The organism is Streptomyces sp. DSM 116793 (genome assembly GCF_057320905.1).
The window spans coordinates 1,893,400-1,907,321 of record NZ_CM170494.1 but is presented as its reverse complement, the minus strand read 5'-3'; the positions used below and the strand labels follow the sequence as shown (position 1 = coordinate 1,907,321).

At 73.4% G+C, this 13,922-nt stretch carries 13 protein-coding genes and 1 pseudogene; 4 read left to right on the top strand and 10 right to left on the bottom strand.

Annotation, left to right across the window (positions count from 1 at the left end):
- Positions 1–292 precede the first annotated feature (292 nt).
- Both ACSMXW_RS07980 and ACSMXW_RS07975 read right to left on the bottom strand, forming a co-directional pair.
- Complete coding sequence (locus ACSMXW_RS07980) at positions 293–1,276, bottom strand: aldose epimerase family protein (RefSeq protein WP_485804767.1); 984 nt, start codon at positions 1,274–1,276, stop codon at positions 293–295.
- Between the two features lie 30 nt (positions 1,277–1,306).
- On the bottom strand, positions 1,307–2,209 hold the full coding sequence (locus ACSMXW_RS07975; RefSeq protein ID WP_485804766.1) for an SGNH/GDSL hydrolase family protein: 903 nt from the start codon (positions 2,207–2,209) through the stop codon (positions 1,307–1,309).
- Between the two features lie 675 nt (positions 2,210–2,884).
- Here ACSMXW_RS07975 and ACSMXW_RS07970 point away from each other — a divergent pair.
- Positions 2,885–3,379 (top strand): DUF3145 domain-containing protein, encoded by a 495-nt coding sequence (locus ACSMXW_RS07970; protein ID WP_485804765.1) that lies wholly within the window; start codon positions 2,885–2,887, stop codon positions 3,377–3,379.
- A gap of 105 nt (positions 3,380–3,484) precedes the next feature.
- Here the strand turns inward: ACSMXW_RS07970 and ACSMXW_RS07965 are convergent, their stop codons facing one another.
- The 6 genes and pseudogenes from ACSMXW_RS07965 to ACSMXW_RS07940 form a co-directional block, all read right to left on the bottom strand.
- The gene (locus tag ACSMXW_RS07965) at positions 3,485–3,910 is read right to left on the bottom strand and encodes a PPOX class F420-dependent oxidoreductase (protein ID WP_485804764.1); all 426 of its coding nucleotides are present in this window, start codon (positions 3,908–3,910) and stop codon (positions 3,485–3,487) included.
- Positions 3,911–4,034: 124 nt separating this feature from the next.
- The gene (locus tag ACSMXW_RS07960) at positions 4,035–5,306 is read right to left on the bottom strand and encodes a beta-ketoacyl-[acyl-carrier-protein] synthase family protein (RefSeq protein WP_485804763.1); all 1,272 of its coding nucleotides are present in this window, start codon (positions 5,304–5,306) and stop codon (positions 4,035–4,037) included.
- A gap of 79 nt (positions 5,307–5,385) precedes the next feature.
- Positions 5,386–5,634, bottom strand: coding sequence for an acyl carrier protein (locus ACSMXW_RS07955; protein ID WP_212910420.1), 249 nt, complete (start codon positions 5,632–5,634; stop codon positions 5,386–5,388).
- 116 nt (positions 5,635–5,750) lie between these two features.
- The gene (locus tag ACSMXW_RS07950; protein ID WP_485804762.1) at positions 5,751–6,761 is read right to left on the bottom strand and encodes a beta-ketoacyl-ACP synthase 3; all 1,011 of its coding nucleotides are present in this window, start codon (positions 6,759–6,761) and stop codon (positions 5,751–5,753) included.
- 134 nt (positions 6,762–6,895) lie between these two features.
- A pseudogene (locus ACSMXW_RS07945) lies at positions 6,896–7,864 on the bottom strand (ACP S-malonyltransferase); the annotation flags it as partial.
- An 89-nt stretch (positions 7,865–7,953) separates the two neighbouring features.
- Positions 7,954–9,207 (bottom strand): PucR family transcriptional regulator, encoded by a 1,254-nt coding sequence (locus tag ACSMXW_RS07940; protein WP_485804761.1) that lies wholly within the window; start codon positions 9,205–9,207, stop codon positions 7,954–7,956.
- 61 nt (positions 9,208–9,268) lie between these two features.
- Between ACSMXW_RS07940 and ACSMXW_RS07935 the strand changes: the two genes are divergently transcribed.
- Positions 9,269–9,925, top strand: coding sequence for a pirin family protein (locus ACSMXW_RS07935; protein WP_485807889.1), 657 nt, complete (start codon positions 9,269–9,271; stop codon positions 9,923–9,925).
- Between the two features lie 339 nt (positions 9,926–10,264).
- On the opposite strand, the gene ACSMXW_RS07930 is transcribed toward ACSMXW_RS07935, so the two are convergent.
- Together ACSMXW_RS07930 and ACSMXW_RS07925 are read right to left on the bottom strand one after the other, a co-directional pair.
- Positions 10,265–11,101 carry a serine hydrolase domain-containing protein gene (locus ACSMXW_RS07930; RefSeq protein ID WP_485804760.1) on the bottom strand — a complete coding sequence of 279 codons (837 nt, stop codon included), beginning with the start codon at positions 11,099–11,101 and terminating at the stop codon, positions 10,265–10,267.
- A gap of 154 nt (positions 11,102–11,255) precedes the next feature.
- Entirely contained in the window at positions 11,256–11,786 is a 531-nt protein-coding gene (locus ACSMXW_RS07925; RefSeq protein ID WP_485804759.1) for a GNAT family N-acetyltransferase, read from the bottom strand.
- Between the two features lie 310 nt (positions 11,787–12,096).
- Here ACSMXW_RS07925 and ACSMXW_RS07920 point away from each other — a divergent pair, with 310 nt between their 5' ends.
- Both ACSMXW_RS07920 and ACSMXW_RS07915 read left to right on the top strand, forming a co-directional pair.
- Positions 12,097–12,588 (top strand): MerR family transcriptional regulator, encoded by a 492-nt coding sequence (locus ACSMXW_RS07920; RefSeq protein ID WP_485804758.1) that lies wholly within the window; start codon positions 12,097–12,099, stop codon positions 12,586–12,588.
- On the top strand, positions 12,585–13,595 hold the full coding sequence (locus ACSMXW_RS07915; protein WP_485804757.1) for an aldo/keto reductase: 1,011 nt from the start codon (positions 12,585–12,587) through the stop codon (positions 13,593–13,595). The genes ACSMXW_RS07920 and ACSMXW_RS07915 overlap by 4 nt, the downstream gene beginning before the upstream one ends.
- Positions 13,596–13,922: the final 327 nt, after the last annotated feature.

The following is a 13,922-nucleotide window of genomic DNA, read 5'->3' as shown; positions in this document are numbered from 1 at the left end:
GGTTGCTCGCGCAGTTCCCCGCGCCGCTTGTCGGCCGTGGTCGAGGCCGTCACTCAGGCGCACCACGGCGCCCCCGGCGCCATCACCGGGACCGGCCGCGAAACGCCCACGGCACTCCTCGGGGGCGCGGGGAACTGCGCGCTCAGGTCCCGCCGGCCGGTGGACGGGAGACGACCGCAAGGGGCCGGGCCAGGAGCCCGGCACGGCAGCGTCGGGGGCCGTGGCTGATCTACGGCTCCGCCGCGTGGGCGCGTGCGGCCGCGACGCTGCCGCAGCGGACCCCGCCGCACCTCTACCGGACCGAGAAGCCGTACACCGTCCGGGAGCGGAAGACGGTCCCGGGCCGTAGCACGGTGCCGGGGAAGGCGGGGCGGTTGGGGGCGTCGGGGAAGTGCTGGGTCTCCAGGGCCGTGCCCGCACAGGGGCCGAAGGGCCCATGGCCGATGTGGTCGCCGGTGTAGAGCTGGAGCCCGGGCTCGGTCGTGGCCACCGTCAGCACACGCCCCGACGCGGGGTCGTACAGCTCGGCCACCGGCTCCGGACGGTCGGTGACGCCCTTGTCCAGGACGAAGTTGTGGTCGTACCCACTCCCGGTCTTGCGCGGCTCGCGGAAGTCGAAACGCGAGCCGTCGACCGGCGCCAGCTCCCCCGTGGGGATGTTCTCCGCGTCCACCGGGGTGAACCGCGACGCGGCGATCCGCAGCTCGTGACCGCTCGCGGTGCCGGAGTCGGCACCCGCCAGGTTCCAGTACGCGTGGTTGGTGAGGTTGAGTACCGTCGGCGCGTCCGTCACCCCCGTGTAGGCGATGCTGAGCGCGCCCGCCTCGTCGAGCGTGTAGGTCGCCGTGACCTCCAGCCGGCCGGGGAAGCCCTCCTCGCCGTCCGGGCTGACCCGGCTCAGGCGCACCCCGTGCGGCACTTCTGCGGCGTCCCAGACGCGCTTGTCGAAGCCGCCGGCGCCGCCGTGCAGGACGTTCCGGCCCTCGTTCGCCGGCAGCCGGTACACCCGGCCGTCGAGCGGGAAGCGGGCCCGCCCGATGCGGTTGGCGTACCGCCCCACCAGCGCGCCGAAGTACGGCGCGGGGTGCTCCAGGTAGCCGTCCAGGTCCCCGAAGCCGAGCACCACCTCCGCGCCCTGCCCCGCACGGTCCGGGACGCGCACCGACTGCACGATGCCGCCGTAGGTGAGGACGCGCACCCGCACCCCGGCCCGCTCCAGGGTCCAGCGGTGCACGGGCGTGCCGTCGGGCAGCGCCCCGAAAGGTTCCGTAGCCATGATCGAGACAGTACGCGGCTTCGCCGTGGCTCAGGAGACCGCCTCCTCGGCGGTCACCTGGCGGTAGGCGAGCTCCGCGAGCCGGCTCTGGCCGTCCCGGCTGGGGTGGAACCAGTCCCAGTGGCTCAACTGGGCCGTGGTGAAGCGGTAGTCGAAGACCGCCCCGCCGTCGTAACGGCAGCGCACGTCTTCGGCGCAGACCTCCTTCAGCACTTTGTTGTACGCCACGACCCGCTCCTGCACCTTGGCGCGCCGCTTGGTGGCCGCGGCGTCCTGCGCGTCGGCGTCCGCGAGCATCGAGGGGCAGATGCCCAGCTTCCAGATCTGCTTGCCCAGCGGGTTGGTGCGCCCCTGGGACCACAGCCGTTTCAGGTTCGGCACGCTCGCCACGTACACCTGTGTTCTGGGCAGCCTCGCCCGCAGCGCCCGCAGGGCCTTCTCGAAGTCCGCGCGGAACTCGTCGACCGGCGTCATGGCGCGCGTGGAGTTCCGGCAGGCGTCGTTCGCCCCCGCCATCACCGTCACCAGCTCGGGGTGGCGTGCCGCGGCCCGCTTCATCTGCCCGGGCACATCCGCCATACGGGCGCCGGACACGGCGTAGTTCCAGCTGTGCGCGGCGGCGCGCCGGCCCAGCAGCCGCACCGCGAGGCTGCGCACCGCCGGGTCCGAACCGGTCGCCCATGACACCCGGGGGCAGTCCGCGAGCGCCGAGCAGGCGTCGAAGCCACGCGTTATGGAGTCGCCCACGGCCGCCACCGAACCGGGACTGCGGTCCCAGACCACGGCCGGCTTCGGCGCCTGCTCGCCGGGCGCCGAGGTGCCCCGGGCGGCGGCGGAGTCGCCCGTCCCGCCGCAGGCGGTGAGCGTCACGGCGCCCAGCACGGCCGCCGCCGCGGCGACGGCGGCCGGCGAGCGGTGGCCTGATCTGCGCATTCCCGGACGCCTTTCTGTGCGGTGTCTTCCCTCACGCCCGTGCCGTCGGTCACGTCCCTCGCGTCGGCTATGCCCGTCCAGCCCGTCCAGCCCGTCCAGCCCGTCCCGTCCGTCCAGCCCGTCCAGCCCGTCCAGCCCGTCCCGTCCGTCCAGCCCGTCCCGTCCGTCCAGCCCGTCCAGTCCGCCGCGTCCGGCGCCGCCCGGACCGTGGCGATCGGCGGGCTCACGCCGCCGGCGGCCGACCGTGGCCCGTTCATCATGGCGAGGAGTCTGCCGTGGATCCGTCATCGTCCTGTCCGGGTCTCGTACGCGTCTCTTCCGGGTGTCATCCTGGGGGCCCGTCGACCTCTTTCGGGTGTCGCGGGGCCGCGGTGTGCGCTCTGTGGTCCGCTCTGCGTGGGCATGCCGTCCCTGCGAGTGAAAGGTCCGTGTTTCCGCACCGCGGGACGGACAGTACGTCACACTCCTTGCCCCGCCGCACGGTAGCCTCGGCCCCGTGATGGCCTGACCATCGCCGGGCGACGGCGACAGGGCCGCCGGCCGGGCCCGTGGCAATCCGCTGTTACGGTTCCGCTAAATTACATCACGTCACATCTGTCCCATTTGGGGAAAATTGCTCGGCAGGGGCGCGAGGCCGCCGGCGAAGGCGCGCCTCGTCCCACACTGGAGGTCCCGGTGACGACTCGTGGAGTTCTGTACGTGCACTCGGCGCCGCGCGCGCTGTGCCCGCACGTGGAATGGGCGGTCGCGGGCGTGCTCGGTACGCGCGTCAACCTCGACTGGATCAGACAGCCCGCCGCCCCCGGCACCTGGAGATCGGAGTTCTCCTGGCAGGGCCAGGCGGGTACGGCGTCCAAGCTCGCCTCCGCGCTCCGCGGTTGGCAGCTGCTGCGCTTCGAGGTGACCGCGGAGCCCTGCGCCACGGCCGAGGGCGAGCGCTACTCCGCCACGCCCGACCTGGGTATCTTCCATGCCGTCACCGGCATCCACGGTGACATCCTGATCCCCGAGGACCGGCTGCGCGCGGCGCTGGCACGCGCCCAGCGCGAGGGCGCCGACCTCCAGGCCGAGGTGGCGCGGCTGCTCGGCAAGCCCTGGGACGACGAGCTCGAGCCGTTCCGGTACGCCGGCGAGGGCGCGCCCGTCCGCTGGCTCCACCAGGTGGTGTGATCCGCCGGTCCCGTGCACGCCCGGCCACCGGGGCCGCCCCGCGGGCCGGGCGCGCACGGGACCGGCGGGCCCGGGTCGCCGGGGCCGGCCTGGCGGGACGGCCGCTCAGCTTCCCGCGCCGCCGTACACGCGCTCCACGGGCACCCGGACGACGAGCCGGCGGTCCCCGACCATGGCGCGGCGGTAGTCGTCCCAGTCCGGGTGCTCCCCGGCCAGGGCCCGGTAGTACCGGATCAGCTCCTCCACCGTGGCGTCCGAGGGGTCCTCGGCCACGGGCGTCAGCTCGGCCGTCCCCTCGGCCACCGCGTAGCGGCGGAAGTCGGGCGTGGTGACGTGGAGGCTCGCGCGGGGATCGCGGCGGAGGTTGGCCGTCTTGGCGCGGTCGGCGGTGACGGACACCCTGATCAGCCGGGTGGCCGGATCGTAGACGTAGACGACGTTGGAGAGCTGGGGACGGCCGTCCGACTTGATGGTCGTCAGCACGCCCTGCTTCGAGCGGGCGATCAGCTCTTCGAGGGCCTCGGTGGTCACGGGGTCCGCCTTCCTGTCGGGATACGGCTCCCGGCCCTGGCGGCACCGGGTGCGGCTGCGGCCGGCCGGCGCCCGTGGGCGGTCCGGCCGGCCGGTGGCGTGCGCTGCTCGGCCCCTGCCCCGCTCAGCCGGGCAGCCGGAAGGCGAGGACCACGTTGTGGCCGCCGAAGCCGAACGAATCGTTGAGCGCCGTGATGGAGCCGCCCGGCAGCTCACGCGGCGTGTCGCGGATGATGTCCGCGACACCCTCGGCCTCCGGGTCGAGCGTGACGACGTTGATGGTGGGCGGGGCGAGCCGGTTCTTCAGCGCCAGGATCGTGGCCACCGACTCCACGCCCCCGGCGCCGCCCAGCAGATGGCCCGTCATGGACTTGGTGCTGGCCACCGCGATGTGGTCGGCGTCGTCGCCGAAGACCTTGCGCAGCGCCTTCAGCTCCGCGATGTCCCCGGCGGGCGTCGAGGTGGCATGGGCGTTGACGTGCACGATCTCGGACGGCCGCACATCGGTGTTCTGCAGGAGGTTCGCCAGGGCGTGCGCGATGCCGTTGCCCTCCGGCTCGGGCTGCACGATGTCATGGCCGTCGGCGGAGATGCCCTGCCCGACCGCCTCCACGTAGATCGTGGCACCCCGCGCGCGGGCGTGCTCCTCGGACTCCAGCACGACCACGCCGGCGCCCTCGCCGAGCACGAAGCCGTTGCGGTCGACGTCGAAGGGGCGGGAGGCGCCCTGCGGGTCGTCGTTGTTCTTGGACATCGCCATCATGTTGCCGAACGCGGCGATCGGCAGCGGGTGGATGGCGGCCTCGGTGCCGCCCGCCACGACCACGTCCGCGCGGCCGGTGCGGATCATCTCGATGCCGTAACCGATGGCCTCGGCGCCCGACGCACAGGCGGACACCGGCGTGTGCACCCCGGCCCGGGCGTTCACATAGAGGCCGACGTTGGCGGAGGGGCCGTTCGGCATCAGCATCGGCACGGTGTGCGGGGATACCCGGCGTACGCCCTTCTCCCTGAGCACGTCGTACTGGTCGAGCAGGGTGGTCACACCGCCGATGCCGGAGGCGATGACCGCGCCGACCCGGTCCGGGTCGACCGAGCCGTCCTGCCCGGCCTTGGCGGTGAAACCGGCGTCCTTCCAGGCCTGCTGGGTCGCGATCAGCGCGAACTGCGCCGACCGGTCGAGCCGGCGGGCCTGCGGCCGGGGGATGACCTCGCCCGGCTCCACGGCGATCTGTGCGGCGATGCGGACCGGCATCTGAGCCGCCCAGTCCTGCTCCAGGGGGGCGACGCCGGACCGGCCGGCGACGAGGCCTTCCCAGGTGGAGGCCACGTCGCCACCCAGCGGTGTGGTTGCGCCGATACCGGTGACGACCACGGTGCGATTGGTCGAGCTCACAGGAATTCCTTCTCCACGGTTACGAGGGATTCAGCGGCGCCACCGCCGGGTGGCGGCAGGCACAAGCGTCAGGCCCGGGTCAGGACTGGTGCTTGAGGATGTAGTCGGTCGCGTCGCCGACGGTCTTGAGGTTCTTCACGTCGTCGTCCGGGATCTTGACGTCGAAGCGCTCCTCGGCGGCGACGACGACCTCGACCATGGACAACGAGTCGACATCCAGGTCATCGGTGAAGGACTTGTCCAGCTGGACGTCCTCGACCGGGATGCCGGCGATCTCGTTCACGATCTCCGCGAGACCGGCGACGATCTCTTCCTGAGTGGCGGCCATCTTGGCGCTCCTTCTGTGTATCCATAAAGGGGGTGGGGCGGCTTCCGCCCGGAGTCTGACCGGACGGATGTGCAAACGCTCCCGCGGCGAGGCGCCGCGGAAGATCCACACGGTGCCTAGGGGAGGGTAACGACCGTGGCGGCGTACGCGAGACCCGCCCCGAAGCCGATGACGAGCGCGGTGTCGCCGCTCTTCGCCTCGCCGGTCGCCAACAGCCGCTCCATGGCGAGCGGAATCGAGGCGGCCGAGGTGTTGCCGGTGGTCTCCACGTCACGGGCGACCGTGACCGACTCCGGCAGCTTCAGCGTCTTCACCATCGAGTCGATGATCCGCATGTTGGCCTGGTGCGGGATGAAGACGTCCAGTTCGGCGGCGGTGATGCCGGCGGCGTCCAGTGCCTGCTGGGCGACCTTGGCCATCTCGAACACCGCCCAGCGGAAGACCGCCTGGCCCTCCTGCGTGATCGCGGGGAACTTCTCGGGCCGGTTCGGCGATCCCTCGCGGTAGTCGGTCCACGGCACCGTCTGCTTGATGGTCTCCGACTTGTCGCCCTCGGAGCCCCAGACCGTCGGGCCGATCGCGGGCTCCTTGGAGGGACCCACCACGACGGCGCCCGCGCCGTCGCCGAACAGGAAGGCGGTCTTGCGGTCATGCATGTCCGTCAGGTCCGACAGCCGCTCCACCCCGATGACCAGGACGTACTCGGCGGAACCCTCGACGATCATGCCCTTGGCCAGGGTGAGCCCGTAGCCGAACCCCGCGCAGCCCGCCGAGATGTCGAACGCGGCCGCCTTGTCGGTGCCCAACTGGTCCGCGATCTCGGTGGCCACCGCCGGCGTCTGCTTGAAGTGCGAGACGGTGGAGACCACCACGGCGCCGATCTGCTCCGGGGTGATGCCCGCGTCCGCGATCGCCTTCCCGGACGCCTCCAGCGACATCGCGCCGACCGTCTCCTCGTCGTTCGCCCAGTGCCGGGTGGCGATGCCCGAACGGGAGCGGATCCACTCGTCGGACGAGTCGATCGTCTCCAGGATCACTTCGTTGGGCACCACCCGGGTCGGCCGGTACCCGCCCACACCCAGGATGCGCGCATACGGGGCGCCCTTGCTCGGCTTGATCTTCGACATGCTCTCGGGGCTCCTTCTCAGGCCGTGGTGTCGGTGGCCGGGTTCGTGGCCGACGAGCCGCCGGCCGGGCTCGCGGCCGACGGCCCGGCGACCGGGGAGTCGGCGGGACCCGCGGCGGGCGCGCCGTCGGGGCCGGGCGCCGGCGCGGCCATCTCACGCGCCAGCGCGCGGACCGCATCGAGGTCGGCGGGCGTCTTCAGCGCCAGCGTCCGCACGCCGCGCAGTGCCCGCTTGGCGAGACCGGTCAGCGTGCCGCCCGGGCACACCTCCACCAGCGCGGTCGCGCCCAGGTCCCGGAACGTCTCCATGCACAGGTCCCAGCGCACCGGGTTGGCGACCTGGCCCACCAGGCGCTCGACGATCTCGGCACCGCTGCCGACCGTCCGCCCGTCCTTGTTGGAGACGTACGGGATGGCGGGGTCGGCGGGCTTCAGGCCCTCGACGGCCGCCGTGAGCCGCGCCACCGCCGGCGCCATGTGCCGGGTGTGGAAGGCCCCCGCGACCTTCAGCGGCACCACACGGCGCACACCCTCCGGCTTGTCGGCCTCCAGCGCGGCGAGCTCCGCCGCGGTGCCGGCGGCCACGATCTGCCCGGCGCCGTTCACGTTCGCGGCGGTGAGCCCCAGCTTCTCCAGCGCGGGCAGCACGACCTCCGGTTCACCGCCGAGCAGGGCGGCCATCCCGGTCTCGGTGACCGCGGCCGCCTCGGCCATCGCGAGCCCCCGCTCGCGCACCAGGCGCAGCGCCTCGGTGGCATCGAGCGCGCCGCTGAACACGGCGGCGGTGATCTCGCCCACGCTGTGACCCGCGACGGCGCCGGGCGCCACCCGGCCGGACGCCCCGGCGCCGGGGGCGTCCCGCCCCAGGGCGAGGACGTCGCCGAGCGCGCCGGCCGACAGCAGGCCGGCGGCCACCAGCAGCGGCTGGGCCACCGCGGTGTCGCGGATCGCGTCCTCATCCGCCCGCGTCCCGTAGTGGACGAGGTCGAGGCCGATGGCGTCCGACCATGCGGCGAGAGAATCCGTGGCACCGGGAAGATCGAGCCAGGGAGTCAGGAAACCAGGCGTCTGAGCGCCTTGACCGGGAGCGACGAGTACGAGCACTCTCCCACTCTCTCTTGTCGATGGCGCTGCCCGCCCGTGGGGACAGGGACGAAGAACCCGAGGGGGAATTGTAGGCCCCCGACAAAACCCTAGAACTGCATGTCTGCGTCGGCCAGGCGCCCCAGGATCAGCGCGATCCGCAGTGTGAACGCGGAGCGTACATCGGAGGGCGACCAGCCGGTGACGTCAGTCACACGTCGGAGCCGGTAGCGCACGGTGTTCGGATGTACGAAGAGCATGCGGGCAGCGCCTTCCAGGCTGCTCGCCTGCTCCAGATAGACACTCAGCGTCTCCAGGAGTGCCGAGCCTGCCTCCTCCAGTGGTCTGTAGATCTCCTCCACCAACTGTTCCCGGGCGGAGGGGTCGCCCGCGATCGCGCGCTCCGGAAGGAGATCATCCGCCAACACCGGCCGCGGGGCGTCCTGCCACGCCGAGCAGGCCCTGAGCCCGGCGGCCGCCGCGCGCGCGGAGCGGGTGGCCGCCATCAGGTCGGGTACCACGGGGCCGGCGACCACGGGGCCGGGCGCGAACGGCCCGATCAGGCCCCTGGCCACGGCGAGCGGGTTGTCGCTGCCGCCCGCGATGACGACGAGCCGGTCGCCCAGCACCCCGGTCAGCACCTGGAGCTTCGCGTGCCGCCCGGCGCGCCGGATGGCCTCCACGGTCAGCTCGCTGTCGCCGGTCGGCGCCGTGCCCAGCACCACGCACACGTGTTCGGGGGAGTTCCAGCCCAGCGCGGCGGCCCGGGACACGGCGCCCTCGTCGGCCTCGCCGGACAGCACCGCGTTCACCACCAGCGACTCCAGGCGGGCGTCCCACGCGCCGCGCGCCTCGGCGGCCTGCGCGTACACCTGCGCGGTGGCGAAGGCGATCTCCCGCGCGTAGACGAGCAGCGCCTCGCGCAGCGCGGACTCGTCGCCGGGAGCGGCGACCTCGCCGATCGCGGACTCCATCACCTCGATCGTGGTGCGCACCATCTCCACGGTCTGCCGCAGGGTGATCGCCCTGGTCAGCTCGCGCGGCGCGGTCCCGAAGACGTCCGTGGAGATGGCCTGCGGGGCGTCCGGGTGCCGGAACCACTCGGTGAAGGCGGCGATGCCCGCCTGGGCGACCAGGCCGATCCAGGAGCGGTTCTCCGGCGGCATCGCCCGGTACCAGGGCAGCGTCTCGTCCATGCGCGCGATCGCCTGCGCCGCGAGGTTGCCGGACGACTTCTCGAGGCGCTTCAGCGTGGCCGCGTGCGCATGGGCCGGCTGCTCGGCCGCACGCGCGCCCGGCAGGCCGCCGGGGGGCCGCGCGTCGGGTGGGGCGGGTTCGCTCTTGCTGGCTTCGCGTTCTGGCACGGGCACAAGACTGCCTTATCGGTACAGCCCTGTCCGGTGCCGGGTCTACCGTGGACGCGTGATGGATGTGAGGCGCGCCGGCACACGGCACCGTGGCGGGGATCGCGCCACCGGAATCGAATCCCTGCACGCCTTCTCCTTCGGGCCGCACTACGACCCCGAGAACCTCCGGTTCGGCGCGGTCATCGCCTGCAACGAGGAGCGCCTTGCGCCGGGCGCGGGCTTCGACGAGCACCCGCACAGCCATACGGAGATCGTGACCTGGGTCGTCGAGGGCGAACTGACGCACCGCGACTCCGCGGGGCACGCCTGTGTGATACGCCCCGGGGACGTCCAGCACCTGAGCGCGGGGGCCGGCATCCGGCACGTGGAGCGCAACGCGGGACCCGGGCCGCTGGTCTTCGTCCAGATGTGGCTGGCCCCGCTGAAGCCCGGCGGCGAGCCCGGCTACGAGGTGGTGCGCGGCATCGCCGACGCGACCCCCTACGCGCTCCCCGCCGCGGGCGCCATGCTCCACGTCCGCCGCCTCCACCCCGGCGAACGCACCGCGGTCCCCGACGCCGCCCACGTCTACGTCCATGTGGTGCACGGCACGGTACGCGTCGACGGGACGGACCTCGGCCCCGGCGACGCGGCCCGGATCACCGCGGCGCGGCAACTGGCGGCGGAGGCGGCGGGGGAGGGGCCTGCGGAGGTGCTGATGTGGGAGATGGCGTAGGGCACGCCGACGCCCGGGCCGCACCCCGGCAGGGGCGCGGGGAACTGCGAGCTCAGGCGCCACCGGCCGGCGCGGGGGGACGAGGCCTCAAGGGGCGGCGCTCTTCAAGGGGCGCGGGGAACTGCGCGAACAAGCCCCACCGGCCGGATGCCGGGACCGAGACCGCAAGGGGCTCGGCCCGGTGGCCCGCCGCAGGCGCGTCGTGGTTGCGCGTGCCCATGCGATGGTCGCGCGTGCCCATGCGATGGTCGCGCCCACCCATGCGGCGGAGCCGCACAAGGTCGCAGCCCCGCGCCTCCTTCGGGGCGCGGCCCCACCGCCCGGCGGCAGGGACGTGTCCTAGGCCGGCCCGGCGGCACCGCCCAGTTCCCCCAGCACCGCGTCCGTGAAGGCGGGCCACACCTCCACCGCCCACGGCCCGAAGTCCCGGTCGGTCAGTACGGCGCAGCCGAGCCCCGCCTCCGGGTCGACCCAGAGAAATGTTCCGGACTGCCCGAAATGCCCGAACGTCCGGGGGGAGGACGACGCCCCGGTCCAGTGCGGCGCCTTGTGGTCCCGGATCTCGAAGCCGAGCCCCCAGTCGTTGGGGCTCTGGTGCCCGTACCCGGGCAGCACTCCCTTCGTCCCCGGGTACTGCACCGTCATCGCCTCCGCCACCGTCCGCGGATCGAGCAGCCGGGGCGCCTGCAACTCCGCGGCGAACGCGACCAGGTCGGCCACGCACGACACCCCGTCCCTGGCGGGCGATCCCTCGCCCTCCAGCGCGGTGCCCCCCATCCCGAGCGGTTCGAGCACCGCCTGGCGCAGGTACTCGGCGAACGGGATGCCGGTGGCCTTGGCCACATGGTCGCCCAGCACCTCGAAGCCCGCGTTCGAGTACAGCCGGCGGGTGCCCGGCGCGGACGTGACGCGGTGCTCGTCGAAGGCGAGTCCGCTGGTGTGCGCGAGCAGATGCCGCACCGTCGAGCCCTCCGGCCCCGCCGGCTCGTCCAGTTCGACGGCGCCCTCCTCGTAGGCGACCAGGACGGCGTAGGCGGCCAGCGGCTTGGTGACGGACGCCAGTGGGAAGCGGCGCTCGACCGGGCCGTGCGCGCCGGAGAGGGTGCCGTCCGCCCGGACGACGGCCGCGGCGGCGGCCGGGACCGGCCAGTTCTCGATCAGTGCCAGGCTCTGCATGCCCCCGAGCGTAGCGAGCGGCCGGTGCGCGGAGGGCGGCCGGGGCATCCGGCCGCCCGGCCCACGGGGGGTTCCGGCAACTCCGCCCGCGGGACCTAGTAGCTCAGCCGCATCGGCCCACCAGGGGTTCCGGCAGCTCCACCCGCGGGGCCTACTAGTAGCTCAGCCGCATCGCGGGCGCGTCATGGCGTGTGAAGCCCAGCGACGTGTACAGCGGCTCGCCCTCCACCGAGGCGTGCAGGTCTATCCGGCGCACGCCGCGCTCGCGGTACCAGCCCAGCAGCGCGGTCATACAGGCCCGCGAGTACCCCCGGCGGCGCATGCCGGGCTCGGTGGCGACGTTGAAGACGTGCCCGGACAGGCCGAGTGGGTTCCCGGGACCGGCGAGCCGGCGCTCCACCGTGCCCGCCGCGCAGGCCGCGAGCGCGGGGGCGGCGCCGGTGCGCGCGCCGTCCGGCCGGTCCACGACGAAGACCGCGAGGTCGCCGCCCGGATCCGCCAGACGGGAGCGCAGGTCGGCCACCGCGAAGGGCTGCCACTCGACGTCGTCGCTGGGCTTCAGCGCGTCGAGCATGATCTTCCGCAGCCGGACCACCTCCTCCGCGTCCCCGGGAGTGGCGCGGCGCACCGGAGCGGCGTGGCGCACCATGCCGGGGTGGTTCGTGACAGTGCTCGGGTCGTTCATGGCGGGCACGCTACCCAGCGCCGCCGCACGGCGTCCGCCCGATTTCCGCGCAGCCGTCCCCCCGATTTCCGCGCCGGTCGCGCCAGGCCAGGCCGGGACGTCCGTCCGTCCCGACCGCCCGGCCCCTTGCGGACGTCGCCCGGCCGCTCCACGGTGGTGGGGCCGGCCGCTCCCCACTGCCGGCCGGCGTGAGAGGTGCCCCCGGTTCGTCGCGCCCCTCGGGGGGCGCGTGGGCGCCCGGCGCATGCTCCCCCGGAGCGCTGAGCCCCCCCTTGCTTTGAGTGCACTCGAAGGTCATAGCGTGTGGGTCATGACGGTGATGGAGACCACGCACACACCGACCAGGCCTGCCGCCCGGCGCCCGGTGGACATCTGCGCCACCCCGGCCGACGTCCACCCGCGTCCCGACGGGCAGGACCAGTACACGATCAGCGAGGTCGTCACGCTCACCGGACTGTCGGCCCACACGCTGCGCTGGTACGAACGGATCGGGCTGATGCCGCACGTCGACCGCTCGCACACCGGCCAGCGCCGCTACACCAACGGCGACCTGGACTGGCTCAGCCTGGTCGCCAAGCTCAGGCTGACCGGGATGCCGGTCGCCGACATGGTCCGCTACGCGGAGCTGGTGCGGCAGGGCGACGGCACCTATGCCGAACGCCGGGAGCTGCTGGAGGCGACCCGGCGGGACGTGCTGGCCCGGATAGCCGAGCTCCAGGACACCCTGGCGGTACTCGACTACAAGATCGACTTTTACGCGGACGCCGGACGGGCGTTCGGAGAGGGTGTGAGCGGCGCATGACCGCGATGGCAACGGCACGGCTGGGCACCGACGGACCCGAGGTGGGCGTCCAGGGACTCGGCTGCATGGGCATGAGCTGGGCCTACGGCCCGACCGACGCCGACGAGGCGCGGGCCACCCTGGAGCGCGCCCTCGAACTCGGTGTGACGCTCTACGACACGGCCGACGCCTACGGCCTGGGGGAGAACGAGAAGTTCATCGCGCCCTTCGTGGCGGCCCACCGCGACGAGGTGGTGGTCGCCACCAAGTTCGCGATCAGCAGCGACCCGTCCGACCCGTTCAAAAGGGTGATCAGGAACGACCCCGCGTACATCCGGGCCTGCGTCGACGCCAGTCTGAAGCGCCTGGGCGTCGACGTGATCGACCTCTACTACATGCACCGCCGGGATGTGAACGTGCCGCTGGAGGACTCCGTCGGCACGATGGCCGAGCTGGTGCGGGCCGGCAAGGTCAGGCAGCTCGGCCTCAGCGAGGTGACGGGGGCCGAGCTGCGCGAGGCCCACGCGATCCACCCGATCGCCGCGGTGCAGTCGGAGTGGTCCCTGTTCAGCCGCGACATCGAGGCCGGCGTGGTGCCCGCCGCCGCGGAGCTGGGCGTGACCCTGGTGCCGTACTCGCCGCTCGGCCGAGGCTTCCTCACCGGCGCGTTCGTCAACGCCGACAAGGAGCTGGGCGAGGACGACTTCCGCCGCCAGCAGCCCCGCTTCACCGGCGACAACGCCGCGGTCAACGCCACACTGCTGGCCCCGGTGCGCACCGTCGCCGAGGCGCACGGGGCGACGCTCGGCCAGATCGCGCTGGCCTGGGTGCAGCAGCGTGCCGCGGTGCACGGGCTGCCCGTGGTCCCGATCCCCGGCACCCGCAGGCGGACCCGCGTCGAGGAGAACACCGCGGCCACCCGGATCGTGCTCACCGACGAGGAACTGTCCCTGCTGGAGCCGATCGCCGCGCAGGTCGCGGGCGACCGCTACGCCGACATGAACTTCACGTCTGCCGGTCGCGAGTAGCGCCTCTGTCGGGGCGCGAAGCGCCGACTGGGGGCCGCCCGGAACTGGGCGGTCTCCCTCCACCGGTGGCCGGGCACGGGACCGTAGGGGCTCGGCCCGGCGGCCCGCCGCAGGCGCGTGGTGGGTGCTCGCGCGGTTCCCCGCGCCCCCTGGGGTGGGCCGGGGCGCGGCCGTGAGGGGCTGGACTCTCGCGGTCCGCGGCAGGCGCGTGGTGGGTGCTCGCGCAGTTCCCCGCGCCCCTGTCGGGGTGCGAAGCCGCCGTCGAAGGGGCGCGGGGAACTGCGCGACCGGCCACAGCCCGCAGTATGCCGACGACGAGACCCGAGG

Excerpts from the sequence above, each read along its gene's own strand:
- ACSMXW_RS07980 (WP_485804767.1), bottom strand. The coding sequence starts at position 1,276 with ATGGCTACGGAACCTTTCGGGGCGCTGCCCGACGGCACGCCCGTGCAC.
- ACSMXW_RS07975 (WP_485804766.1), bottom strand. The coding sequence starts at position 2,209 with ATGCGCAGATCAGGCCACCGCTCGCCGGCCGCCGTCGCCGCGGCGGCG.
- ACSMXW_RS07955 (WP_212910420.1), bottom strand. The coding sequence starts at position 5,634 with ATGGCCGCCACTCAGGAAGAGATCGTCGCCGGTCTCGCGGAGATCGTG.
- ACSMXW_RS07950 (WP_485804762.1), bottom strand. The coding sequence starts at position 6,761 with ATGTCGAAGATCAAGCCGAGCAAGGGCGCCCCGTATGCGCGCATCCTG.
- ACSMXW_RS07935 (WP_485807889.1), top strand. The coding sequence starts at position 9,269 with ATGGATGTGAGGCGCGCCGGCACACGGCACCGTGGCGGGGATCGCGCC.
- ACSMXW_RS07930 (WP_485804760.1), bottom strand. The coding sequence starts at position 11,101 with ATGCAGAGCCTGGCACTGATCGAGAACTGGCCGGTCCCGGCCGCCGCC.
- ACSMXW_RS07925 (WP_485804759.1), bottom strand. The coding sequence starts at position 11,786 with ATGAACGACCCGAGCACTGTCACGAACCACCCCGGCATGGTGCGCCAC.
- ACSMXW_RS07920 (WP_485804758.1), top strand. The coding sequence starts at position 12,097 with ATGACGGTGATGGAGACCACGCACACACCGACCAGGCCTGCCGCCCGG.
- ACSMXW_RS07915 (WP_485804757.1), top strand. The coding sequence starts at position 12,585 with ATGACCGCGATGGCAACGGCACGGCTGGGCACCGACGGACCCGAGGTG.